This window comes from Pseudomonas sp. S1_E05 (assembly GCF_056337105.1).
Window position 1 is genome coordinate 4,522,583 of the sequence record NZ_JBFRHM010000001.1, and the last position, 25,268, is coordinate 4,547,850.

20 protein-coding genes and 1 pseudogene are annotated in these 25,268 nt (G+C 59.6%); 2 read left to right on the forward strand and 19 right to left on the reverse strand.

From position 1 onward, the window contains the following. Positions 1-14: 14 nt before the first annotated feature. The 14 genes and pseudogenes from AB4N33_RS20800 to AB4N33_RS20865 form a co-directional block, all read right to left on the reverse strand. The gene (locus AB4N33_RS20800; RefSeq protein ID WP_460140542.1) at positions 15-3,056 is read right to left on the reverse strand and encodes an efflux RND transporter permease subunit; all 3,042 of its coding nucleotides are present in this window, start codon (positions 3,054-3,056) and stop codon (positions 15-17) included. Beyond that, complete coding sequence (locus AB4N33_RS20805; protein ID WP_460119136.1) at positions 3,053-4,120, reverse strand: efflux RND transporter periplasmic adaptor subunit; 1,068 nt, start codon at positions 4,118-4,120, stop codon at positions 3,053-3,055. The genes AB4N33_RS20800 and AB4N33_RS20805 overlap by 4 nt, the downstream gene beginning before the upstream one ends. Further along, entirely contained in the window at positions 4,117-5,220 is a 1,104-nt protein-coding gene (locus AB4N33_RS20810; protein WP_476458161.1) for an efflux RND transporter periplasmic adaptor subunit, read from the reverse strand. The genes AB4N33_RS20805 and AB4N33_RS20810 overlap by 4 nt, the downstream gene beginning before the upstream one ends. 237 nt (positions 5,221-5,457) lie before the next feature. Then, complete coding sequence (locus AB4N33_RS20815) at positions 5,458-6,339, reverse strand: transporter substrate-binding domain-containing protein (protein ID WP_476458162.1); 882 nt, start codon at positions 6,337-6,339, stop codon at positions 5,458-5,460. Then, positions 6,336-7,111 (reverse strand): annotated as a pseudogene (locus tag AB4N33_RS20820) (amino acid ABC transporter ATP-binding protein). The gene AB4N33_RS20815 and the pseudogene AB4N33_RS20820 overlap by 4 nt, the downstream one beginning before the upstream one ends. Beyond that, entirely contained in the window at positions 7,108-7,767 is a 660-nt protein-coding gene (locus tag AB4N33_RS20825) for an amino acid ABC transporter permease (RefSeq protein WP_476458163.1), read from the reverse strand. Before AB4N33_RS20825 ends, AB4N33_RS20820 begins: the two are co-directional and overlap by 4 nt. After that, positions 7,748-8,413 (reverse strand): amino acid ABC transporter permease, encoded by a 666-nt coding sequence (locus AB4N33_RS20830; protein ID WP_476458164.1) that lies wholly within the window; start codon positions 8,411-8,413, stop codon positions 7,748-7,750. The genes AB4N33_RS20825 and AB4N33_RS20830 overlap by 20 nt, the downstream gene beginning before the upstream one ends. A 444-nt stretch (positions 8,414-8,857) precedes the next feature. Next, the gene (locus tag AB4N33_RS20835) at positions 8,858-9,640 is read right to left on the reverse strand and encodes a MetQ/NlpA family ABC transporter substrate-binding protein (RefSeq protein WP_095192416.1); all 783 of its coding nucleotides are present in this window, start codon (positions 9,638-9,640) and stop codon (positions 8,858-8,860) included. A gap of 170 nt (positions 9,641-9,810) precedes the next feature. Next, complete coding sequence (locus AB4N33_RS20840) at positions 9,811-11,139, reverse strand: RHS repeat-associated core domain-containing protein (protein ID WP_476458165.1); 1,329 nt, start codon at positions 11,137-11,139, stop codon at positions 9,811-9,813. After that, complete coding sequence (locus tag AB4N33_RS20845) at positions 11,136-14,519, reverse strand: RHS repeat domain-containing protein (protein WP_476458166.1); 3,384 nt, start codon at positions 14,517-14,519, stop codon at positions 11,136-11,138. The genes AB4N33_RS20840 and AB4N33_RS20845 overlap by 4 nt, the downstream gene beginning before the upstream one ends. A 23-nt stretch (positions 14,520-14,542) precedes the next feature. After that, positions 14,543-15,559: a hypothetical protein gene (locus AB4N33_RS20850; protein ID WP_460140544.1), complete on the reverse strand. Its 1,017-nt coding sequence runs from the start codon at positions 15,557-15,559 to the stop codon at positions 14,543-14,545. 163 nt (positions 15,560-15,722) lie between these two features. Further along, the gene (locus AB4N33_RS20855) at positions 15,723-16,649 is read right to left on the reverse strand and encodes a sigma 54-interacting transcriptional regulator (RefSeq protein WP_476458167.1); all 927 of its coding nucleotides are present in this window, start codon (positions 16,647-16,649) and stop codon (positions 15,723-15,725) included. 59 nt (positions 16,650-16,708) lie between these two features. Then, positions 16,709-17,290, reverse strand: a complete 582-nt coding sequence (locus AB4N33_RS20860) for an alpha/beta hydrolase (protein WP_414883324.1) — start codon at positions 17,288-17,290, stop codon at positions 16,709-16,711. Between the two features lie 449 nt (positions 17,291-17,739). Beyond that, positions 17,740-18,813 (reverse strand): fatty acid desaturase, encoded by a 1,074-nt coding sequence (locus AB4N33_RS20865; protein ID WP_476458168.1) that lies wholly within the window; start codon positions 18,811-18,813, stop codon positions 17,740-17,742. 100 nt (positions 18,814-18,913) lie between these two features. On the opposite strand from AB4N33_RS20865, the gene AB4N33_RS20870 reads away from it, so the two are divergent. After that, positions 18,914-19,918, forward strand: a complete 1,005-nt coding sequence (locus tag AB4N33_RS20870) for an AraC family transcriptional regulator (RefSeq protein WP_476458169.1) — start codon at positions 18,914-18,916, stop codon at positions 19,916-19,918. 31 nt (positions 19,919-19,949) lie between these two features. On the opposite strand, the gene AB4N33_RS20875 is transcribed toward AB4N33_RS20870, so the two are convergent. Continuing rightward, entirely contained in the window at positions 19,950-20,636 is a 687-nt protein-coding gene (locus AB4N33_RS20875; RefSeq protein WP_476458170.1) for a Crp/Fnr family transcriptional regulator, read from the reverse strand. Positions 20,637-20,721: 85 nt separating this feature from the next. On the opposite strand from AB4N33_RS20875, the gene AB4N33_RS20880 reads away from it, so the two are divergent. Then, entirely contained in the window at positions 20,722-21,243 is a 522-nt protein-coding gene (locus AB4N33_RS20880; protein WP_476458171.1) for an Mpo1 family 2-hydroxy fatty acid dioxygenase, read from the forward strand. A 108-nt stretch (positions 21,244-21,351) separates the two neighbouring features. On the opposite strand, the gene AB4N33_RS20885 is transcribed toward AB4N33_RS20880, so the two are convergent. The 4 genes from AB4N33_RS20885 to AB4N33_RS20900 form a co-directional block, all read right to left on the reverse strand. Further along, positions 21,352-22,341, reverse strand: coding sequence for a sulfate/molybdate ABC transporter ATP-binding protein (locus AB4N33_RS20885; protein ID WP_460119163.1), 990 nt, complete (start codon positions 22,339-22,341; stop codon positions 21,352-21,354). 3 nt (positions 22,342-22,344) lie between these two features. Beyond that, positions 22,345-23,217, reverse strand: coding sequence for a sulfate ABC transporter permease subunit CysW (gene cysW / locus AB4N33_RS20890; protein WP_460119165.1), 873 nt, complete (start codon positions 23,215-23,217; stop codon positions 22,345-22,347). A 13-nt stretch (positions 23,218-23,230) separates the two neighbouring features. Continuing rightward, complete coding sequence (cysT, locus tag AB4N33_RS20895; RefSeq protein ID WP_460119167.1) at positions 23,231-24,049, reverse strand: sulfate ABC transporter permease subunit CysT; 819 nt, start codon at positions 24,047-24,049, stop codon at positions 23,231-23,233. Positions 24,050-24,206: 157 nt separating this feature from the next. Next, complete coding sequence (locus tag AB4N33_RS20900; protein WP_460119169.1) at positions 24,207-25,220, reverse strand: sulfate ABC transporter substrate-binding protein; 1,014 nt, start codon at positions 25,218-25,220, stop codon at positions 24,207-24,209. Positions 25,221-25,268: the final 48 nt, after the last annotated feature.

Sequence of the window (25,268 nt, forward strand, 5' to 3'; positions counted from 1 at the left end):
AGCGCTCTGCTTCTCTACTTTGGCTCTCGAATTTTGTACCAAGCCACATAAAGCGCTGGCAAAAACAGTAGTGTCAGCAACGTCGCAATGATGATCCCGCCAATCATCGCGTAAGCCATCGGGCCCCAGAACACTTCCCGGGCAATCGGGATCATCCCCAAACTCGCCGCTGCCGCCGTCAACAAGATCGGTCGGCGCCGGTGCTCCGTGGCTTGCACCACCGCATCCCAGGGCGTGGAGCCAGCCTTTTCGTAGGCATCGATCTGCGTCACCAGAATCACCGAGTTGCGGATGATGATGCCGATCAGCGCCAGGATCCCGAGAATCGCCACGAAGCCCATCGGCGTGCCAGTGGGAATGAGCGCCAGCACCACGCCAATCAGCCCGAGCGGCGCGACGCTGGCGACCAGGAACACTTTCTGTCCGCTGTGCAACTGGATCATCAGGAATGTGGCCATCAGGAACAGCATCAGCGGCACGACCTTGGCAATCGGGCCCTGGGCCTTGGCGCTCTCCTCCACCGTACCGCCGGTGGCGACCTTGTATCCCACCGGCAGCGATGCTGCGAACTGGTCGATGGTCGGTTTCAGTTGTGTCACCAGATCGGTCGGTTGAATCTCGTCGCGCACCGCCGCCTTGATGGTGATCGTCGGCTTGCGGTCGCGTCGCCAGACCAGCGGCTGCTCCAGTTCATAGCGCAGGGTGGCAAAGGCCAGCAACGGAATCGAAGTGCCGCTGGGCGTGACGATCTGCAGGTTCTGCAAGGTCTCCGGTGTGCCACGCTCTTCGTCAACCGCACGGCCCACGACATTGATCAGGTAGATGTCGTCATCGACCTGCGTCACCTGCGCCCCGGCGACAATGCTGTTCATCAGGTTGGCCACCTGCTCCGAGGACAACCCCAACTGCCGCACCTTGTCCTGGGCGATGTCGATGCGCAGGACTTTGCCCGGCTCGTTCCAGTCATAAATGATCTCGCCGATGTGGGAGTTTTTGTCCAACTCCGTGGCCAGGGCGATGGCGTGTTTGCGCACCTGGTCGATGTCCTTGCCACTGACCCGGTATTGAATCGGCCGACCGACCGGCGGGCCCATTTCCAAAGCCTGGACATAACTGCCGATACCCACAAAATCCTTGCGCAAGCGCTCACGCAAACGCTGGCTCAGGGCCTCACGCGATTCCAGGCCCTTGCTGACGATGACCAGTTGCGCGTAATACGGGTTTTGCAATTGCTGGTCCAGCGGCAGGTAGAAACGAATCGCCCCTTCGCCGATGTAGGTGCTCCAGCGCTCGATGTCCGGGTCGTCCTTGAACGTCGCCTCGAGTTTGTCCACCGCCTTGCGGGTTTCGGCAATCGAAGCGTTTTGTGGCAGGTTCAGGTCGACAAGAATTTCCGGGCGGTCCGAGGACGGGAAAAACTGGTTCTGCACGAACTTCATGCAATAGACCGATGCCAGGAACAGGGCGAGGGTGATCCCGATCGCCCACCAGCGATTGCGCATCGACCAGAGCATGCCGTAATTGAAAGCCCGACCCACGCGGCCGGGCTCGGCATTGTGCGGTTTGACCTTGGCGCTGAGGATGTGCACGCCGATCACCGGCGCGAACAATACGGCAACGATCCACGACACCAGCATCGCCACAGCGATGACCGCGAACAGCGTGAAGGTGTACTCGCCCGCCGAACTGGCGTTGAGCCCGATGGGCACAAAACCGGCGACCGTCACCAGCGTACCGGTGAGCATCGGGAAAGCTGTAGAGGTGTAGGCGAACGTGGCGGCCTGCTCCTTGGTCTCACCCATCTCCAGGCGCGTGACCATCATCTCCACCGTGATCATCGCGTCGTCCACCAGAAGGCCCAGGGCGATGATCAACGCGCCGAGGGAAATCCGCTGCATGGTGATGCCGCTGTATTCCATGAACACAAAGACCATGGCCAGCACCAGCGGAATCGAGCAAGCCACCACCAGGCCGGCGCGCACGCCGAGGCTGACGAAGCTGACCAGCATCACGATCACCACCGCTTCGAACAACGCGCTGGTGAAACCGCCGACCGCCTTCTCCACCACCGCCGCCTGGTCGGAGACGTTGTGCACGCCGACGCCCACCGGCAGGTCGGCGGTCAGCTCGGTCATGCGCTGGTGCAGCGCCTTGCCGAATTCCTGGATGTTGCCGCCCTTCTTCATGGCGATGGCCAGGCCGATGGCCTGATGACCGTCGTAGCGAAACTCCGGGTTCGCCGGGTCAACGTAACCACGGCTGATGTCGGCAATGTCCGCCAGGCGATAGAAGCGATCATTGAGCCGCAGGTTGACGTTGGCCAGGTCTTTTTCCGAGGCGAACTGCCCGGTGGTGCGCACCGAGATCCGCTCCGGCCCGGCTTCGATCACCCCTGCCGGGGTCACGGCGTTTTGCGATTGCAGGCTGGACACCACCTGCCGCTCATCAATGCCCAGCGCCGCCAGTTTGCGCGTGGAGAAGTTGAGGTACAGCACCTCATCCTGCTCACCGATCATCTCGATCTTGCCCAACCCCGGCACGTCACGGATCTCGGCACGTACCTGCTCGACGTAATCTCGTAGTTGGCGCAGGGACAGACCGTCGGCGGTAAAGGCATACACCGAACCGAATACATCACCGAACTCGTCGTTGAATGCAGGACCTTGCAAGCCCTGGGGGAACTGGCCACGGATGTCGTTGATCTTCTTGCGCACCTGGTACCAGATTTCCGGGATGTCCTTGGCGCTGGTGGTGTCACGCAGGAACACGAACACTGTCGACTCACCGGGTCGGGTGTAGCTTTTCACATAGTCGAGGGAGTCCAGTTCCTCGAGTTTTTTCTCGATGCGGTCAGTGACCTGCTTGAGGGTTTCTTCCTGCGTCGCCCCCGGCCAGCGGCTCTGGATGACCATAGTCTTGATGGTGAAAGAAGGGTCTTCTTCGCGCCCCAGGTTCATGTAGGAGAACACCCCCATGAGCAGCGCAACCAGCATCAGGTACCAGATGAACGACTGATGTTTGAGCGCCCATTCGGATAAGTTGAAACTCCCTTTCATCGTGGGCTGTCCTCATCGAGTTTCACTTTTTGCCCAGGCTTCAGGCTGTTCACACCGGCACTCACCACCCGATCGCCGGACTTCACACCGCTGGCAAGGACCATCGTTGAATCGGTACGACTGACCACGTTCACATCACGAGGCGAAACCGTCGCGTTCTGCTGATCGATGACCCAGATCCGGGTTTTGCCGTCGACTTCCTGCAAGGCCGTCAGGGGCAGCTCAATGCGCGGCGCGATCGCCGAGCTGAGGGTGACGCTGATGGCGGTGCCCAGGCGAAAAGCGGGCGGTGTCTCAGCGAGGGTGAGGCGTGCGCGACGGGTACGGGTGGCGCTCTCGGCCTGGGGTTCGATTTCACGCACAGTGGCGGTGGTGCTGATACTCGGGTCGAGCTCTACTGCCACCTTGAACACCACATCAGCCGGCAACTGCTCGACCAGCGTATCCGGCAGGTCGATCACCGCCTCCTTGATGTCCGGTTGCGCCAGGGTCACCACTTGCTGGCCGGCTGTCACCACTTGCCCGGCTTCGGCATTCCACGCGGTGACGACCGCCTTGTGATCGGTGCGCAGTTCGACATAACCCAGCGCATCCTTGGCCTGATCGACCGCTGACTTCGCCTGGTCATGAGCGGCCTGGGTGGTCTTAAGATTGGTTTGCGCCTCGTCCAGCTGGGCCTGGGCACCAACGCCGCGATCGAACAACTCCTGCTGGCGTCGAGCATCGGCCTGGGCGTTGATCAATTGCGCCTGGACCTGCGCCAGATCACCCTGCGCGGCGCGCAACTGGTTTTGCTGATCGGAGGGATCGAGCGTGGCGAGCAAGGTGCCCTTCTCCACTTCCGTGCCGACGTCGACGTTGCGACTGGCAATGCGCCCAGCTATACGAAAGCCGACATTGGTCTCGAAGCGGGCCTGGATGTTGCCCGCAAAGCGCCCGAGGGTTTGCTCGTCCAGGGCCTGCACCTCAACCGACAACACCGGGCGTACCGGCTCGGGCGGCGGCTCCTTGTCCGAGCAGGCTGCCAGCATCAGCGCAACGGCAACCAGTAACATCCGCGTCATGGCTGGGCTCCTTCGGCCAGGTCCTTGTAGGTGTTCTCGGCGATCTCGACCTTGACGCCCGGGTGCAACAGTTGGCCGCCAGCGATGATGACCTTTTCGCCTTCTTTGAGGCCGTCACTGATGATGACTTTGCCCGTCAGGTAACGACCGACGGTGACTGTTTGCAATTGCGCAGCGCCCTGCTCGTCCACTCGCCACACGGCCGGCTCGCTGAGATTCTTGGTGAGTGCCGACCACGGCAGCTCGACCGAGGACTTGCCAGGAATCCTGGCGGTCGCACTGACCACCGAGCCGAGCTGCATGCCATCCGGCAGACTGTCGAGGGTAACCTTGACCTGGACCGTCCCGGTCTGCGCAGAGACCGCGGGGGTGATTTCACGCACCGTGCCGGTGGTCTTGATCGCCGGGTTGTCGAGCAGGCTGACCACGATGGTTTTGTCGTCCGGCTCTTGCGCCAGCAGCGATTCGTAGATATTGAACACGGCATCGCGGCCACCATCACGCGCCAGGCTGAAAATCGGCACCGTTGCCTGCACCACCTGGCCGACCTCGGCCTGGCGCGCAGTGATGATCCCCGGCGCATCAGCAATCAGCGCTGTGTAACTGAGTTGGTCACGGGCATTGGCCAGTTGCGCCTGGGCGGCGCTCAGCGCACTTTGGCTGCTGCGCAACGCGGCCTGCGCCGAGTCATACTCGCTCTGGCTGGTATAGCCCTTGGGCAGCAATTTTTGTTGACGAACGAAGGCGGCGGCGGACTGGGTCACCCGCGCCTGTTCGGCGACCACCTGGGCCTGGGCGGAATCGACGTTGTTCTGGAGGTCTTTCGGGTCGAGTCTGGCCAGCACCTGCTTGGCCGAAATCCGGTCACCGACATCCACCGAGCGCTGGATGATCTTGCCGCCGACCCGGAACGACAGGTCAGTCTGGACCCGTGCCTGCACATCACCGGTGAGGGTCACAGTCGCGGCGTATTCGGCCGGTTTGACCACTTGTACGAATACCCGCGGGCGGTCCTTCTCGACCTGGGGTTTTTCACCGCAGGCGCTCAACAGGACCAGCAGGCCAAGCCCCGCCACACACTTCCAACCCGGACCAGCCATGCAGACTCCTTTTGCCTTGGACAAACGTGCCAATGGCGTTACGACTCTGAGCTTAGAACAGGGTTCAAAAGGTGCCTGGCTGGTTAAACATATTGCGCTGCCGTTCCCCTGTAGGAGCGAGCTTGCTCGCGATGGACGTCAACGATAACGCGGGTTGCCTGATATCCCGCGGTGTCTGTGCCTCCATCGCGAGCATGCTCGCTCCTACAGGGGACGGGGGCGATCAATGAAAACTGATCACCCCTGCCACTTGCCGCCTTCGACAATCACGCTCTCAGGCTTGGTGTCATCGCTCAGCTCCTTGCGCACGTACTGGTCGTAGAGCTTGAGCAGGTACTTCTCTTCACCCAGCTTGGCCAATTCGGCGTTGACCCAGTCGCGCAGTTCTATGTTGCCCTTCTTCACCGCCGGGGCGATTGGCGCTTCGGCGCCCAGGGTCTGCGGCAGCACGCGGTAGCCCGGGTTCTGCTTGGCCCAACTGAACAGCACCAGATTGTCCTGGGCATAGGCGTCTCCACGACCATTGGCCAAGGCTTGGAGGGACTCGGAATTTTTCTCGAACTTGAGCAGTTTCCAGTCCGGGTGGTTCTTGGTCAGCCAGATGTCCGCTGTGGTGCCGGTGGTGACGATGGTGGTGCGGCTCGCCAAGTCATCCAGGGTTTTCACTTCGCTGGCTTGTGGCACCAGCGCCTGGACCGCGACTTTCAGGTTCGGGTTGGTGAAGTCCACCGCTTCCTTGCGCTCCGGGGTCACGGTCATGTTGGCCAGGATCAAATCGACCTTGTCACTCTGCAGGAATGGAATGCGGCTAGCCGGCTCGACCGCAACGAACTCGACCTTGTTTTCATCGCCCAGCAAATCCTTGGCGAATTGGCGGCCAATGTCGGTATCGAAACCCACATAACGCCCCGACTCGTTGACGAATCCAAACGGCGGCTTGTCAGTGAAGACGCCGACGATCAGCTTGTCCCGCGCCTTGATCTTGTTCAGGTAACCGGCCGGTGCGGCGCTTTCGCTGGCCACTTTCGGCTTGGCGGGTTCTTCGGTCTTGTTGCAGCCGGCCAACAACGCAAGGCCGAGCAGCGGGAGTAACAACAGTGAAGACTTGGCAGTTTTCATGGCAGTTCCTTTGTTTGAGTCGTTTTCGGTAGGGCGGCGACGTAGGAGAACTTCTCCAGGAACTGCTGCGCTCGTGCGGTTTGCGGGTTCGTAAAGAAAATCTCGGGGGGTTCTGTTCAAGGACTCGCCCGGCATCCATGAACACGATTCGGTCGGCCACGGCGCGGGCGAAGGCCATTTCGTGGGTGACGATCAGCAGCGTCATACCTTCTCGGGCCAGGCCCTGGATGACTTCCAGCACTTCCTTGACCATTTCCGGGTCGAGCGCGGCGGTGACTTCATCGAACAACATGACCTTGGGGTTCATGCACAGCGAGCGGACAATGGCAATTCGTTGCTGCTGGCCGCCGGAGAGCTGACGGGGAAAGACGTCGCGCTTGTCCAGCAAACCGACGCGGGCCAACAAGGCCTCGGCTTGAGACCGCGCCTCACGGCGCTCGCGTTTTTGCACCTTGACCGGACCGAGCAGAAGGTTGTCGAGTACGCTCATGTGCGGGAACAGGTGATAACTCTGGAACACCATGCCGATCTGCTGCCGCACTTGGCGCCAATCGGTGCGTGGGGCCAGCAGCTCGCGACCGGCAAACGTGAGGCTGCCGCCGTGGGCGGTCTCCAGGCCGTTGAGGCAACGCAACAACGTGCTTTTGCCGCAACCGCTGGGGCCGAGTATGACGATCACTTCGCCAGGTTTGACCTGCAGATCGATGCCATCGAGCACCTGTTGCTCGCCGAAAAACTTGTTGAAGCCTTTGAACTCGATCAGTGCGCTCATGCTTGCGTCCAGCGTCGCTCCAGCACACGCGAGGCGGCTGACAGCGGGTAGCAGATGAAAAAGAAAAACAGGAACAGCGCGCCGTAGATCAGCACCGATTCGTAGGTGCGCTCGATGATCTGCTGGCCGACCTTGATCACGTCCACCACACCGATCAATACCGCCAGCGAACTGGTCTTGATGATCCGCGTATAGACGTTGATGGTCGGCGGCGTCATGCGTTTCAGCGCCTGGGGCAACAACACGTAGCCGTAGAGCTGCGCGCCATCCAGGCCGATCGACAACCCCGCTTCACGCTGCCCGCGCGGCAACGACTGCAAAGCACCGCGCACCACCTCGCCGACCTCGCTGGCGCCCCACAACGACAGGACCAGCACCGCACACCAAAAACTCGCAATGCTCAGGCCGAAGAAAATCGGCAGGCCAAAGAACAGCAGGTACAACCAGACCAGCACCGGAATCGCTCGGAACAGCTCCAGGTACACCCGCAAAATTACATTCAGCCATCTCGAGTTGAGCGTGCGCAGGACACCGTAGAAAATGCCGCCCACGGTGCTGATTGCAATGCTCAGGAAGGAGATCGACAGGGTTTGCGCAGCGCCCTTGCCCAGTTGCGGCAACGATACCCACAACAACTCAAGACCCGAACTGGCCATGCTGGAGCCTCCTTTCGAGACGGCTGAGCAACAGCGACAGCGGCAAAAACAACAGCACGCAAATCAGCGTCAGCACGGCGAGCATTTCGTAGGTTTTGTAGTAGAGCGCGATGTAGCTTTTGGTGGTGTAGAGAATCTCCGGCACCGCCACCGCCGAGACCACGGTGGTTTCCTTGAGCAGGAAAATGAAATTGGCGAACAACGATGGCAGGCTGAGGATGCCGGCTTGCGGCAGGATCACGTAGCGCAGCAACTGGCCGTGGGACAACCCAATCGAACGTCCGGATTCCAATTGCGCCGCTGGCACCGCTTCCACCCCGGCACGCAGCACTTCGGTGAGGTAGGCACCGCCCAGGAATGTCATGGTGATGATCGCGGCGGTAAAACCAGAGACCTTGATTCCCATCGCCGGCAGCGCGAAGTACACGAAAAAAAGCTGGATCAACAAAGGTGTGTTGCGCGCCAGCTCCACGTATATCCCCACCAGGCGCCGCAGGTAAGGCGTGCGGAACACCAGGATCGTTGCGTTGAGCACGGCCACCAGCAACGATGTGCCGATGGCGATAAAGCCGACCTGCAAGGTCACGCCCACGGCGGTGAGAAACGCCGGCAGGGTGCTGAGGATGAAGGCGTAATCGAAGTTCATGAAACATCCTGGACGCCGCTCGGTAAGCGACGGTGGTGCAGTCCATGGGCAGTGGATGACTGCCCGGCAAGCACCGACTTTATAGATATAAGAACTTATTTTTAAATACCGTTAAAGCATATCGATATCACGCAAAAACCTATCCTGCGAATTTGCTGGAATGCCGGATCACGACTACTTTTCCAAGCGCTGCGGGAGGGATTGTTCACTTCGGCCCTCCAAGGACGCACAGCGTTGGCCAGCCCCTGGCCTCACATCACAAGGAAGAACAATATGGCTGACGTAAGAACACCGAAACGCCTGGACCCGCAGGACATTCTGAAACTGCTGGTGGCGTTGCGCAGGGCATTGAAGGCCGGGGTGGCCTGAGGCGGGAACGAGCACGCCGACGCTGTGCAAGCCGTCGGCGTTTTAAACCCTGAAGGGGTTCGATGTTGCGTTGAATCAGAACGCCGGCAGTACTGCGCCGCTGTACTTCTTCTCGATGAACGCTTTCACTTCCGGGCTGGTCAATGCCTTGGCCAGTTTCTGGATGGCGACGCTGTCCTTGTTGTCCGGACGGGCCACCAGGAAGTTCACGTAAGGCGAATCGGCACCCTCGATCACCAGCGCGTCTTTTGCCGGGTTCAAACCAGCTTCCAGTGCGTAGTTGGTGTTGATCATGTCCAGGTCAACCTGGTCCAGAACACGTGGCAGCATGGCCGATTCCAGTTCCTTGAACTTGAAGTTGTGCGGGTTCTTGGCGATGTCTTTCGGAGTGGCCAGGGCGTTTTTCGGGTCTTTCAACTCGATCAGGCCAGCCTTCTGCAGCAGGATCAGGGCACGGCCGCTGTTGCTGCCTTCATTCGGGATCGCAATGGTCGCGCCGTCTTTGAGTTCAGCCAGGGTTTTGACTTTCTTCGAGTAACCACCGAACGGTTCAACGTGAACGCCGATCACGGTTTCCAGGTGTGTGCCTTTACCTTCGTTGAAGCTCTTGAGGTATGGCAGAGTCTGGAAGTAGTTGGCGTCCAGGCGCTTCTGATCAACCTGTACGTTGGGCTGAACGTAGTCGGTGAACACTTTGATTTCCAGGTCCACGCCTTCTTTGGCGAGGGTTGGCTTGATCAACTCGAGAATCTCGGCGTGCGGGATCGGGGTGGCCGCCACCACCAGTTTCTCGCCAGCCTGGGCCAGGCCCGTGGTCAGGGCAGCCGCCAATGCGGTGAACAACAGAACCTTTTTCATGCAGTGTCCTTATCGAAAATCACGGTCGTCATCGACGACGGCTTTAGTACGTGTGCCAGTGATGTGCTATCGCTGGCGTGGAGCGGACAATACCGGGATTTTATATTCCCGAACAATAACTTTTATTCACTCTTATATTCCATTTTGCTCACGTGCAAATTTGTGAGCGCTTACTCTGCGCGCAGACTGGAAATACGATCGCCAATCTCCTGGGCGAAACCTTCGAGGCCGTCAATGACATCTTGCCGAAGATCCTGAAGGCTGAACTCTTGCGACAGCGAGGGGATATTGTCCTCAAGAAACTGGTCGGCTTTGGCGGCGTATTTCTCAGAATAGGCAACGACGAACGCGCTCTTTGAAATGACGCTCACCGCGCTGGTGATGGGTTTAGCCGTCAGCAGGTGATCGAGGCGACGCTGCAGTTTCGTCGTGTTTCTCAGCGCCGCGTTGGCCCTGGAAAGCGCGCCATACTGCCGTCGGCCCACCGCGACCCGTGCAGCGCCGCGTTGCGCCATCGCCACGCTTTCCAGGGACTCGACGCTTTTCTTCACCGCATAGCCAATGCCCTTGTTGCTAAACTTTGCAACCACGGAGGCGTTCAAGGCAAACAACCCAAACGCCAACGAGGAGTAGGTGAGAATCTCGGCGCCGAGGGTGTCCGGTGCCAACTCGTCGACAATGCTGGAGGAAATCGAAATCGCGCCGCTGACCGCTTCGATCGCCAGCCACGCAAAGGAGCTCGCGGAAATCGGCACCAGCGGCGCCGCGCCGCCCAGGGTGACGATCGTCAATGCAACCGAGGCTACCGTCAGCGCCGCCGTGACACCGATTTTCACCCATCCCCACGCCGAGATATGCCCGGTCGGATCCTTGAGATTGACAGGGTCGCCCAGGCAATAGGCATAAGCATTGATGCCGCCGCCCTCGAAGGGACTCCAGCTGTCAGGGCTGCAAAATCGCATCAGGCGCGGGTTGTAGGGCCGGTAGCCCCTTCCGAGCAGATAACAGCCGGTGGATGGGTCCAGCCGCTCACCCTGGAATCCTGGCAGACTGCCCAGCCCGCTCGAGGCAGGACGATCACCGAAGGGGGTGTGGGACAAAAAGGGCTCGTCCGCAGATCCCACGCGCCCGAGTGATGTGCCCTGCCCGTCCGTCATGAACAAGACGACCTCGTCACCTTGTCGCTCGGCCAATACCATCCCGCCATTTTCCAGCAGACTGCGCCGCTGCCCGCCCTCGACTTCGCTGCACAATGCCCGCTCGTTGTAGAAGAACCTGAGCAACGAGCCAGCGTCGGAGGCCACCGCATGTAACTGATCTTCGGCATCGAACTGATAGTGCGAGCCGTCGCCGAGGCCCATCACATACTCGAGCCGACTCAAGGCGTCATATTTAAATGTGCGTCCTTGATCATCATTGAGCAAATTGCCATTGGTGTCGTATTCAAATGTCACGTTCCGAGGTTGATAGTCCGGATGGCTGTGGGTCAACGCGCTCATCTGGGTTTTGTCAGGGCGATCGTAGGAAAACGTGCACAGGTTTTCCCCCCTTCAAAACCGGTCTGCACCGTCGACAGGTTATCCAGGTAGTCATAGGTGAAGACTTGAAACACGATGCGCTTGCCCCAGGCGTCGGTCGGGGCATTCGTACCTTGGCAGTCATAACGCCTCAATCGTCCGCGCAGGTCGTAGGCGAAGGTTTCGCTGCGAGTGGCTGCACCACAGGTCAGCGAGCGCTGTTGCAGCTTATCGTCGGCACCAAACGTCTGGAGGATTTCCAGCCGGGCGCCGGACCCGAACTCAGAGATACGCCTGATCTCGCGCCCAAACGGGTCGTGGGTCAGCGTCGTCTTCACGGAGCGTTGCGAAGCGGTATCCTCGAGCGCCAGTGTCAGAACCTGCCCTTGCGGGTCATAGGTGTACTTCGCCACTACCGAGCCCTGCTGAATGAGCACAGGTCGCGCTGCGGCATCATAGGTGTAAGTCGTGGTCACATTGTTGACATCCGTAAATCGGGTCGGCAGGCCCTTCAACGAACGGTCGGTGACGTTGCTGAAACGGCTGTCGCTTGAACGCCAGGTTTCGGATTTCATCTGACCGGAAGGCGCGTATTCAACCCGTCGCTGAATGACCGGACTGGTGGCTTCGACGATCTGCGCGGTCAAGGGATCAAAGCGGAACCTCGCAGACTGCGCATGCGCACCTTCGCGCGCGGTGACGGCTCCATTGAGCAGGGGATCGAGGGTAAAGGTGAAACGGTCGCCGGCTGCCGTCACCTGTTCACAGGCTTGCAAATATCCCCCTTCGTAGCGCTTGGTTTGGCTTCTGCCGCCGACGGTTTCCTGGGTGACACGAAACAGACCGTCATACGTGCGCGTGCCCAGCAGATAGTCGTTGGCCTTGATCTCGATCGGATGCTCGCCAGTACTCAAGGGGCTGTATTTCTTTTTGATCGAGGTGCCATCGGCCAGCACCGTTTCGATCACGCGACCGAACACGTCATACCTGAATCGCGTCTCGGCCCCTGCTTCGTTGGTTTGCCGCACGCATCGTCCCAAACCGTCGTAGGAAAAGGTTGCGACTACGCGGCTGACCTCGTCGGATCCCTGGGTCTGAAGACGCTCCTCCCGATCAGGCTTGCCGAACACGTTCATGGTCGTGCGGGTCTTGCCGGCGCCATCGATCCAGCGAGTACGCGTCATCGACACCGGGTCGAACACATCGTGGGTAATGACCCCCTCGGGCGCTACGGTTTTGCAGACACGCCCCCATCCATCGTAGTGATAGCTAGTGGCTGAAGGAGTCGACTGTTCACCCGACCAATCGTAACTGACTTCGCTTGTCAGCCGGCCTGCATGATCGTATTCGGCCTCATGGACCCGGCGCATCGGCTGGCTTGGGACGTCGACATCCTGAAGCTCGACCTTGAGGGTGCGCCCCAACCCATCCACCCAGGTTTTGCTCGATACGCCCCTGACGCTGGTGACATCGATGCGCAGGCCCTGTTCGCCATCCGCGTGGTAAGCCGTGGTCCGCGAACCTTGCGAAGATTGATTGGAGGCCACCGTCTGCCGAATCACACGGCTTATGCGGTCGTATTGCCGGATGAGTTCATTCCCGCCTGCATCCCGAGCCCTGCATTCGAGCCCGGTGAGCCGGTCGTGCCAGACTTCACGCACGTGACGGCTGCCTGACACCACCAACGTTTCGAGGGTCTTTACGTAGTCCCCTTCGATTGAATACGCCGACTCCAGCGCACGAGCCTCGGACTGTCCGACCAGCGAGCGCTGTTTGACGCGTGCGAAAAATTCATGGCCCGTGTCATCGTGATATTCGAAACGCGTGTCCAGACGCGCCTGGGTCTGATCACCTTCGAACAGCTTTTCGCTTTGAGGCAGGAGGAAGCGATGGCCACCCCTGCGCAAAGACGGTAGATCAATGTAGGTAAAACGCACGCGAACGGTCTGCGCCGGGGCAAAGTCCGGCGATGGCGTTACCGCGCGTTCCTTGAGCGCCGAGATGAATCCCAGCGCGTTGGCGGGGCAGCCCTGGGCGCCCTCGGCCGGATAATAAAGGTAATCCTCACGCGCACCGCTGGGGTTGATCTTGACCAGCAGATTGCCGAATACGTCGTAGCTCGTGTGGGTGGTTTCGGTTCTGGGTGGGGTGTTGGCCGCGGAGTCGGAGTACGTGACGGCCGAGGTTTTTTGCATCTGGAAATTCGCCGGCTGATCAGCGAAAGCCAGGCCATCGACGTCGTGATAAGTCACGTTCGTTTGCTGTGCTTTCCGGCCTGCGATGTGCTTTTCCTCGATCATCAGGTGAAAGCGGTTGTAGGTTCTTTGCGTACGGCTTTCCTCGACCCCTTCACTTCCCTGCGTGTTCATCAGTCGCTCGGTACAGGTGTAGGTGTAGGGTCCGCCGTGACTCGCCAGAACATCGCCGTCTTGCGTCCAGCGCAGGCCGGACTGAAAGCCCAGGAAGTTGGCGGCCGAGTACTCGTAGGCGTGGGTGATGGGTGGACGCCCCGCGCCTGGAGCCAGCACTCGGCGCCTGACGGCCGGGATCGATTTGACCGGCGCGTCCAAGGGCAAGCGATGACCCTGCGGCTCGTATTCGATCCTTTCGAAGCTCCCGCCGGGGGATCTGACATCGGTCATGACCAGTAGGCCGTTGAGCAATTGGTAGTCGAACGACCAGCTCATCTCCGTGTCGGAGCCGTCATCCAGGTCTATCTGCCGGAGCCATCCATCGCGCACCCGGAAACTGAAACCGAGGCGTCTTTGCGCAATGTCCGGCCAAAGGATGATGCTGGCTGATTGATCTTCGCTTTCATAATCGAGCAGCACCGCGCGGTGCTGCTGATCACGAATCTCTTTCAACAGCCGGCGCCCCCGTACCAGCCCGTAGCCGAGGCTGATCGAGCGACCTTCATTGGAGTAGACATGCTCGGGTAGCCACTCGTCATAGGTGTCGTCCGGGCGCGAGAGCACCTCGATGGTCCCGTCCAGATGGCTGACCACCAGCTTGTCGCCATCAAGGGTGACCCGGGTATTTTCCAGCTTCTTGTCCTTGACGATCACCTGGCCGTTCTCGATGAAAAGGCGATAGGAAACGCCACTGGCCAGGGTGAGCCGATGGGTCTTCTGATCAAAGGAGCTCAGGCTCAGCGACCAGCCGCGCCCCCACCCCAGGTCCGTCGCACGGAAACTGTCGAACGACACCTGCAAGGGGAGGTGCGGGCCATTACCCTCATTCGCGGTCCAGCCCGCCAGTTTCAGACGGGTACTGTAAGACCCGGTGCGTACATCGACACCGGACTGGATATATTCAGAGAAATTGAAAGCACTCGATTCTAATTGCTGCCCTGCTGAACTCATCATCCTGTCCTTTTGATGGGTGATTAATTGATCTCGATGATCGACGGATCGGCCATATTCAACGTGATGTTGAGTACATGCTGATTGCCGAACATATCCCGAAGATAAGCCTTGGCCTGAAATGAATCGGACCGAATCTGACCGCGTCCGCCTTTTTTTGCAAAGTGCAACAGGAAAACCATTCTCCCAGACTCGTCATCACTCGCCGCAACGTGATCTGCAGTTTCCCAGGTGGCCCAAAGATCGCTGTCGGCCTTGCCGCCATTGAAATAGGGAACAACATAATACCCAAGGTAGTCATGATGGTTGCTGCGGGCTTGCAATTTGAAGGGCATGTTGCACTCGACAAACTTCAAATGACGTTGCTCGAGTATCAGGTCCAGTACATAACGGTCTACTTTGGCGACATTCTGCGTCGCTGGCAGGTAAACCGATGAACGACTCAATCTGTATTGTTCTTTGCGATAAGTTGCAGGTGGAACCGTATTAAGACTGATATGGCCGTATTCTGCAGTGTCTTGCGAATAAAACACTTTGCCATCCGAACGCGTAATGGCGGCCACCAGCTTGATAGGCTCCAAACTGTTGCTGCTGACAAAGAACTCCTTCAGCACCGTGTCCTTACCACGCGTATCGGGGCCCTGCAGATCGCCAGAGTAAGGAAAGGGTTGGAATCTTTCATTGCGCGCCAGCGAGCATTTCCAGGAAGCGCGCTCACCATCGTGGATGGTATCGATCGGCAGTGCCGTGTTCGTGTAAGCATCCACTAAGTGGATGCTCTCAACCTCCTCCCGGGAAAGCTTGACGACTTTGTAATCTGAACCGACAGCCTGTACGACAACGATAAGTTTCAATTGCTGACGGCCATTGGCGTAGAGACGGTTCCCTCCCCAGGCGGAAAATACGCCAAAGTGTTTTAGCTCTATCCAGTTCGGTGCCATCCCCGCATCGGCAAGTGCATATGACTCCAGGGCATGACCGGAACTTCGAACGTCGTCAATATCCGGAATGGTCGCCGCGTCATTATTAATGAAGTCCATTACAATCTTTTTCCTTAAACAATTTAGTCGTCTTGGATATCAAATATCCACAAGGAAAAAGAATACGACAGGGCCACCACAGATCACGCAGGAAAAATTGTTACGCCCGCATTACAACATTTTCCAAACACAACAATGGAATAGATGACGAACGATCGGCGCGTTAAATATTCAAACTACGAAGGTATTGAATTAACGCCTCACGATCGCAGGCGTCTCCCATTTTCAGGACTTGGGTGATCAAGTTCTGGATAACGGGCACAGACGGCGACGTCGTGGGCAGATTCAGATGCTCCGGGAGGATTTCGTCGCCGCTACTGACCAACAGCGCAAAGTGGATCACGTTCTCCAACTCGCGAGTATTGCCGGGCCAGTTGTGGCGCTCCAGGACCCGCTGCGCGGCCTCGCTGATCAGCGGCACGGGCAGGTCCAGACGCTGGCTGTAGATGCCCAGGAAGTACTCGGACAGCGACAGGATGTCGCCAACCCGCTCACGCAACGCCGGCAATTCGAGCTGGCCTTCGCTGAGGTAGTGGTAAAGCCGCTCGTGGAATTTTCCGGCCGCCACTGCCTGAGCCAGATCGATGCTGGTCGCCGCCACCAGGCGCACGTCCACCGGGCTGGGGTGGGTGGCGCCGACGCGGGTGACTTCGTGGTTTTCCAGCGCCGCGAGCAGCTTGATCTGAATCGGCAGCGGCAAGTCGCCGATCTCGTCCAGGTAAAGCGTGCCGCCATTGGCCGACCCGAACCACCCGGCACGACTGCTCGCCGAGCCGTTATGACTGCCCGCCGCATAACCGAACAATTCGGCATCCGCGTAGGTCGGGCTGATCGCTCCGCAATTGACCGACACGAACAACCCGCCACGATCGCTGGCACGATGGATATGCCGGGCTAGCAATTCCTTGCCGCTACCGGTTTCGCCACGGATCAGTACCGAGACCTCGCGCGGTGCCAGTTGCTCCAGTTCTTCGCGTAGCTGGCGTGAGCGCGGATCGACGAACACCAGCGCCTTGGCGCGGATGCTCAGGGGGCTTTTTTCGGCGTCGGGGAAGGTCAGCAGCGGCTGGCCGAAGATTTCAAGACTCATGGCAGACTCCCGCCCCAAACCGCCGGGAGACGGGGGGGCGTTTTAAAAATATAAAGGGCTCAAGCGCGACGCAGCGCGTGATGTTCCATGCGGTTCTGCAGGCGGTACAGATAGGCAAACCCCTGCTCCCAACGCTGATGACCGGACTTCACGTTGATGTGCCCGGCACCTGAGAGGATTCCCGCCTCGGCACCCCAGTTGCGCGCCAGCTCCAAGGCCCGCGGCGCACTGACGGCGCTGTCGTTGTCGGAGCTGACGACCTGGCTGGGGAACGGCAAGAGATCGGTCGGAATCGGCGCAAAGTTGCGCAGCGCTGGCGCACACGCTGGACGCTCGACATCGGCCGGTGCAACCAGCAAGGCCCCGCGTACCTGACGCAAGAAATTCAGCGGCGCAGTGGCCGCCCAATGCGCGACCGTGATGCACCCCAGGCTATGGGCGATCAGGATCACCGGCGTACTGTCGGCAGCAATCGCCTCGGCGAGCGCCGCCACCCAGTCTTCACGACGCGGCGTCAGCCAGTCGGCCTGTTCCACCCGCGCGCTGTTCGGCAAGCTGTTTTGCCAATGGGACTGCCAATGATCTTCTGGCGATCCTTGCCAGCCCGGCACAATCAGGTAACGGATGGATTCGTTGCGCATGGGGAACTCTCCTGCTGCGTGTCTGTTGCTGACCGAGTATAGGGAGGAGAGTTATATTCGTTAAGGAATAAGAAGCTATTTATTAAGACCTATCGAATATAAGAAACCCCCTGTAGGAGCGAGCTTGCTCGCGATAGCGGTGTATCAATCCTCGATGATGCTAGCTGACCCAGCGCCATCGCGAGCAAGCTCGCTCCTACAGGGGTAGGGTTTGCGGGGGTTATCCAAGGAATAAAAAAGGGACCGCACCCTGCCAAGGAGACGGCCCCGGAAAACTCAAATCTGATGAGGTGATGATTGGCTGAAACGGATATCCGATAAAGGAATATTTAATTACCTGCTTAGGCCAATTACGCATATCGCCCTGAACCATCCGATAACGTCCAAACCTAACGCCCGTTTGGGTCAGATTGATGACGAGTGCTTCGTTGAGTTTCCGGGGTCATTGATCAGGCCTGGGCCGTGCGCACCTCCTCCATCGCCGTGTCCTCCTTGCGTGCAAAGCGGTTGGCCCGCGCAAAAGTGCCGTAATCATTGAACCGAACGCCCATCTCACGCATGACCTTGTGCGCCACCGGCACGGTCATCTGGCGGATGTAGAACGGCTCCTTCACCACAAAATGGTGAATGCCGTGGCTGCTGCCGAAGTTGAAGCAGAACGCCTGCATCGGCCACAGCCACCAGGGGTTGAGCACTTGGGTCTGTTGAATCACGTTGCCCGGTTCCACATCGCCGAAGTAGTGCATGTTCGAACTGATGAAATGCAGGCAAAAAGTGCGCAATACGTTCGGCCCGATGATCACCACCACCGCGATGTCGATCACCTGCATCACCGCCAGCGTGGTCGCCGACCACTCGACACTCGTGCCCAACACGGCGGCGACGCCATTGGCGGCATGGAAGCCCAGGAACACGTACCACGCTCCCCAATGCAGCAACGCCAGCGGCGCGTAGACCTTGAGCACGCGCTTGAAGATGCTGAATCTGTGCGCCCAGGTCCCGGCCCGCAGCAGGCGGATAAAGGCCGACATCATGTTGTCGCCGACCATCAGCAACCGGGCGATGCCCCAGGGTTCGCCATTGGTGATCGCCCGCTCTTCCATGTCGGCTTCGGTGCCGGAAAGCTTGTGGTGGTTGAGATGCAACTGCCGGCGAATCCACGGGTTGATCGTGCTTGGCCGCGCCAGCCACACCAGGCCCATCATCAGGTTGTGCGGCACGCGCTGCTTGCGAAAGTACATGCTATGGATCAGGTCGTGTTCCAGTTCATGGGTCAGCGAAGCGAAGAATGCGTTGAGCAGCAGGCACACCCACCCTGCCATGTAGCCACCGAGATAGAGCGCTGCCGAGCCGATCATCCCCGCCAGCGCGAAGGCCAGGATGGCCGCGCCCAAGGCATCCTGATGGTTGAGAATCGGAAAACGCCTGCGCAGCTCGACCCCCTTGGCCAACACCACTTCGCGAATGTGCGCCGAACGCTGGGCTGCATTGTGTCGCTGGGGACTTGCAGAAGTACCTTCCATGCTTCCATCCTCTGGTTATTGATGTTCGCATCCTGCCCTGTGAAGTCTCGACACGTGGTAGCCGTAGACGCCAACCTGTTGACCGGAAGCGCCAATCAGCATGAGTGAACCGACCACCCTCGCCAGCTGGACCCGTGCCCTGCGCAAGCAACTCGATGCGCTGGGCCTGGACAGCACCGACCTGTGCAGGCAGGCGGGGCTCGACCCGCAATGGATGGACGACCCGAACGCACGTTACCCGTTGTCCGGCACCACACGCTTGTGGGAAATCGCCGTGCAGGCCAGCGGCGACCCGGCGATTGGGTTGCGCGTGTCTCGATTCGTCAGCCCGACCACATTCCATGCCCTCGGTTATGCCTTGGTGGCGAGCGGCAGCTTGCGCGAGGTGTTCGAGCGCTTCGTGCGCTATCACCCGGTGGTCAGCGATGCCCTGGTGCTTGAATTGAGCCGTGCCGAAGACCGCTATCACTTTCGCTTGCACATCCCGCCCGGCAATCCATCGCCGGCCTTCGAAGCCATCGACGCCTTCATGGCAATCTACGTGCGCACTTGTCGCAACCGTCTCGGTCGGGATTACGCGCCACTGGCGGTGTACCTGCGCCGCCCCGAACCGGCAGACCCGCATCAATGGCACAAGGTGTTTCGCGCCCCGGTCCATTTTTCGGCTGCCGAGGACCGGCTGGAGTTTTCCCTGGCGGATTTCGACAGCCACCTGGACGATGCCAACCCGGAACTGGCCGAGCACAATGAAGCTGTGCTCAAGCGCACCCTGGCGCAGCTCAAACCGCTGACCTGGGAGCGCAAGGTGCGCGACGCCATCGAAGAGCAACTGCCCGAGGGTGAACCCAGCGCAGAGCACATCGCCCAAGCCCTGCACCTGAGCCTGCGCAGCCTGCAACGGCACTTGGCGGACGAAGGTTGCCGATTCGACACACTGCTCAACGAAAGCCGCGAGAACCTCGCCCTGCTGCACCTGCGAGACCCGCAATGTTCGTTGAATGAGATCAGCTACCTGCTGGGGTTTGCCGACACCAGCAGTTTCAGTCGTGCGTTCAAGCGCTGGACCGGGATGACACCGGGGCAGTTTCGGGATGGGTTGCGGTGAGGTTGTAGCTCTGCCCCTGTGGGAGCGGCTTTCAAATCGACGCCAACACCCGCAACCGCTCCACATCCAGAATCACAATCTCGCCATACTTCAAATTCAGAATCCCTTGCCCCTGCAAGTCCTTGAGAATTTGATTGGTCGTTTGGCGTGACAGCGACAGCATCGACGCCAATTGCTCCTGTGGCAGGTGCAGGACTCGCCGTGGTGGGTCGAGTTCGCCATAGCCCTCGGCGATCAGCAACAGGCGATGAGCCAGACGGGCCGGGGCCGGCATCAGGCTTAGCTGCTCGAGGTTGATGAAGGTCAGCCGCAGTTTCTGGCTCATCAGCAGAGCCAGTTGTCGCCAGTAGGCAGGCTGCTCGTCGAGCAAGGCCAGCAGCGCCAACTGCGGAATGTGCAGCAGCGCGCATTCTCCCATGGCAAACGCATCGTGGGTGCGCGGTTGGCCGTCGAACAGGCAGATTTCACCGAACCAGTGCGGCGGTTCCACCAGGCTCAGCAACGCTTCCTTGCCCTGTTCACTCACCGTGCCGATGCGTATCGCGCCGTCCAGCACCGCGTACAACCCGCAGGGTGGATCACCGCGTTTGAACAGACGCTGTCCGGCCGCCAGGCGTCGCACCCTGGCGGTCGACAGCAGACTATTCTGTAAGGGCGAAGGAAGATGGCTGAACCACTGGCCCGTCATCAGGCGCGAGCGCCAAACCTGCGTGTCCATCGAAACTCCTGGAGATTGTCGCCTGGCTGACAGAGCGAACGCCGAAACCTGGGGCATGATCGATCACCCTACAGGAGGAATAACAATGAAAAAAACCCTCGTTGATCAACTCAGCCAATACGCCGCCTATCACCGTGACCCGCGCAATATCGCCAGCCACTTTGTTGGCATTCCCCTGATTGTCGTGGCGGTGGCCGTGTTGCTGGCCCGTCCGCAATGGGCCGGTGGCTGGCTTTCCCCGGCGGTGCTGGTGGCCCTGGCATCGGCCTGGTTCTACCTGCGCCTGGAACTGCGCCTGGGCGTCCTGATGAGCGCCTTGATGGGGCTGGCCGTTTGGGCGGGCCACGCCGTGGCGCAGCAAAGCACCCTGGTCTGGCTGGCCAGCGGCCTCGGGCTGTTCGTGGTGGGCTGGGCCATCCAGTTTATCGGCCACTATTACGAAGGGCGCAAACCGGCGTTTGTCGATGACCTGACCGGATTGATCGTCGGGCCGTTGTTCGTGGTGGTGGAACTGGCGTTCCTGCTGGGGATGCGGCACGGCCTCAAAGAGCAGATCGAGGCGCGGGTGGGTGGGGTGCGAGTCAATCCGAATCGCGCAGCGGCTTAGATCGCTATCGCGGGCAAGCCCGCTCCCACAGGGTTACCGGTTGATCACAGATTTTGTGTTCACACCGGCCCACTGTAGGAGCGGGCTTGCCCGCGATGCTTTTCGCTTTTAGAGATTGGCGACTTTCTGCCAGACCTTCGGTTTGAAGAACAGTGTCTCCCCCTTCGCCAAGCCAATCAGGCTGTCGTGGTCCTTTACCACTTCGGCCTCGATCAGATCGCTCTGCCCTTCAACCTTCAACGTCACTCGGGTCGTCGCGCCCAGCGGACGAATATCGCGCACTTCGGCGGCGTGGTGATCATCCAGTTCATGCCGTGACAGCGACACTTCGTGCGGACGGAACAGCACATGGTTGTCCTCGCCCAAGTGCAGGCGGTTCGAGTCGCCGAGGAAGTGGTAGACGAAATCACTGGCCGGGTTTTCGTAGACATCACCCGGTGAGCCGATCTGCTCGATCACGCCCTTGTTCATCACCACGATACGGTCGGCGACTTCCATCGCTTCTTCCTGGTCATGGGTTACGAATACCGACGTCAGGTTGATGTCTTCGTGCAACCGCGCCAGCCAGCGCCGTAGCTCCTTGCGAACCTTGGCATCGAGGGCGCCGAACGGTTCGTCCAGCAGCAGCACCTTGGGCTCCACCGCCAGGGCACGAGCCAGGGCGATACGCTGGCGTTGTCCCCCCGACAGTTGCTCCGGGTAGCGATCCGACAGCCAGTCCAGTTGCACCATGTTCAACAGCTCGTGAACCTTGGTGGCAATCTGGCTTTCGCTCGGACGCTGGTTTTTCGGTTTCATGCGCAGGCCGAACGCGACGTTGTCGAACACCGTCATGTGGCGGAACAGGGCGTAGTGCTGGAACACGAAGCCGACGTTGCGATCACGCACGTCGTGGCCGGAAACGTCCTCGCCATGGAACACGATGTTGCCCTGATCCGGCGTTTCCAGGCCGGCGATGATCCGTAGCAGCGTGGTCTTGCCGCAACCCGACGGGCCCAGCAGCGCCACGAGTTCGCCGCTCTGAATATCCAGGCTGATGTGGTCCAGGGCCTTGAACGCGTTGAAATTCTTGCTGACGTTACGCACTTCGATCGACATGAATTATTCCTCCGCGGCGCTGGCGCGCAGGCGGTTAATACGGTTTTCGCTCCACTGCTTGAGCAGCAAAATGAAGAGCGCCATGATCAGCAACAGGCTCGCAACCGCGAACGCAGCCACGTGGTTGTATTCGTTGTAGAGGATCTCGACGTGCAGCGGCAAGGTGTTGGTCACCCCGCGAATGTGCCCGGAAACCACCGACACCGCCCCGAACTCACCCATCGCACGGGCGGTACACAGCACCACGCCGTAGATCAGTCCCCATTTGATGTTGGGAACGGTGACGTGCCAGAACATCTGCCAGCCATTGGCGCCCAGCAGGCGTGCGGCTTCCTCTTCCTGAGTGCCTTGTTCCTGCATCAACGGGATCAGCTCGCGCGCCACGAACGGCACGGTGACGAAAATCGTCGCCAGCACGATGCCCGGCAAGGCGAAGACGATCTGGATGTCGTGATCCTGCAGCCACGGCCCGAACAGGCCCTGAGCACCGAACATCAACACATACACCAGACCCGCGATGACCGGCGACACCGAGAATGGCAGGTCGATCAACGTCACCAGAATGCTCTTGCCACGGAACGAGTACTTGCTCACGCACCACGCGGCGCTGACGCCGAACACCAGGTTCAGCGGCACCGAAATCAATACGGCGATCACCGTGAGTTTCAGCGCCGACAGGGCGTCCGGTTCAAGGATCGCGGTAAAAAAAGACCCCAGGCCATTCTTCAGGCCCTGAGACACAACGATCAACAGAGGCAACAACAGGAACAGCGCAAACACCAACCAGCCGAGGCCGATCAGGACGCGTCGGGAAGTGGCACTGCCACGGCGGGCAGCATTGGCCGAAGAGGCGGCCGCAATAGACGATTGGGACATGGTTCGCGCCTCCTTATGGGGTTTCGATGCGGCGTTGCAGCAGGTTGATCAGCAGCAACAGGACGAAGGAAACCACCAGCATCAGCACGCCAATGGCCGTCGCGCCGGTGTAATCGTACTGGTCGAGCTTGACCATGATCAGCAGCGGCAGGATCTCGGTTTTCATTGGCATGTTGCCGGCGATGAAAATCACCGAGCCGTACTCGCCGACCCCACGAGCGAAGGCCAGGGCGAAACCGGTCAGCCAAGCGGGCAGCAGCGCGGGCACAAGGATATGACGGAACACCTGAAGCGGTTTTGCACCCAGGCAAGCGGCCGCCTCCTCAACCTCACGAGGAATATCAGCCAACACCGGCTGCACGGTGCGGACCACGAACGGCAGCGTGACAAAGGTCAGTGCCAGGGTGATGCCGAGAGGGGAATAAGCGATTTTGAAACCCAGGTCAGTAGCGAATTGCCCGACCAGGCCTGCCGGCGCGTACAACGCGGTCAACGCGATACCCGCCACGGCGGTGGGCAGGGCGAACGGCAGGTCGATCATCGCATCGATGATCTTGCGACCCGGGAAGGTATAGCGCACCAGCACCCAGGCCAGCAACGTACCAATGATGCCGTTGATGATTGCAGCGTACAGCGCGGTGCCAAAGCTCAGCTTCAATGCGGCCAGCACGCGGGGCGCCGAGACAATGGCCCAGAACTGATCCCAGGTGAGTTGGGCCGCATGGACAAACATCGCTGCCAGCGGAATAAGCACAATCAGACTGAGGTACACCAAGGTGTAGCCCAGCGTCAGCCCGAAGCCGGGTATGACGGGGGAGATACGACGCGACATAAAAGTCCTTGGTCAATAAACGCAATCCTGGAGGAGCGAGCTTGCTCGCGATGGCGGTGGGTCAGTTGATACATACGTTGACTGACACTCCGCTATCGCGAGCAAGCTCGCTCCTACAGGTTTGTATGCCTGAGCATCCAGGCTCGTATTGGGTAGATTACTGCGCCTGATAGATCTGGTCGAACACGCCACCGTCATTGAAGAACTTCGGCTGTGCGGTTTTCCAGCCGCCAAAGTCCTTGTCGATGGTCACCAGTTCCAGTTTCGGGAACTGTTGGGTGTACTTGGCGGCCACGTCCTTGTCCCGTGGACGGTAGAAGTTCTTCGCGGCGATTTCCTGGCCGGCCGGGCTGTACAGGTGTTTGAGGTAGGCTTCGGCGATTTGCTCGTTGCCCTTCTTCTCGGCGTTTTTATCGACCACTGCAACGGGCGGCTCGGCAAGGATCGACAGCGAAGGCACGACGATCTCGAACTTATCGGCGCCGCCATCTTCTTTCAGGGCCAGGAAAGCTTCGTTTTCCCAGGCGAGCAGTACGTCGCCCTGACCATTGTTGACGAAGGTGATGGTCGAACCACGAGCGCCCGTGTCCAGCACAGGCACGTGCTTGAACAAGGTCTCTACATATTGCTTGGCCTTGGCCTCGTCACCGCCGTTGGCTTTGAGGCCATAGGCCCAGGCCGCCAGGAAGTTCCAGCGTGCGCCGCCGGAGGTTTTCGGGTTGGGCGTAATGACCGACACGTCATTCTTGACCAGATCGCCCCAGTCCTTGATGCCTTTTGGGTTGCCCTTGCGCACCAGGAACACGATGGTCGACGTGTAAGGCGTACTCGCGTCCGGCAGGCGTTTCTGCCAATCAGCCGGCAGGGTCTTGCCCAGTTTAGCGATTTCGTCGATGTCGCCGGCCAGGGCCAGGGTCACCACGTCGGCGCGCAGCCCGTCGATGACGGCGCGGCCCTGCTTGCCCGAACCGCCATGGGACTGCTGGATTTTCACGTTGTCGCCTGGATTGCTTTTCTTCCAGAAATTGACGAATTCGGCGTTGTAGTCCTGATACAGCTCACGGGTCGGATCGTACGACACGTTGAGCAGCTCATAGTCCTTGGCAACCGCGGAACCCGCGAAAAGGGCACTGGCCAGGGCGGCCAAAGCGAAATGACGAATCGACGACATGGTGAAAGCTCCTGGAATTCTAAGTGTGTTGGCTTTTTTTATAGGGGG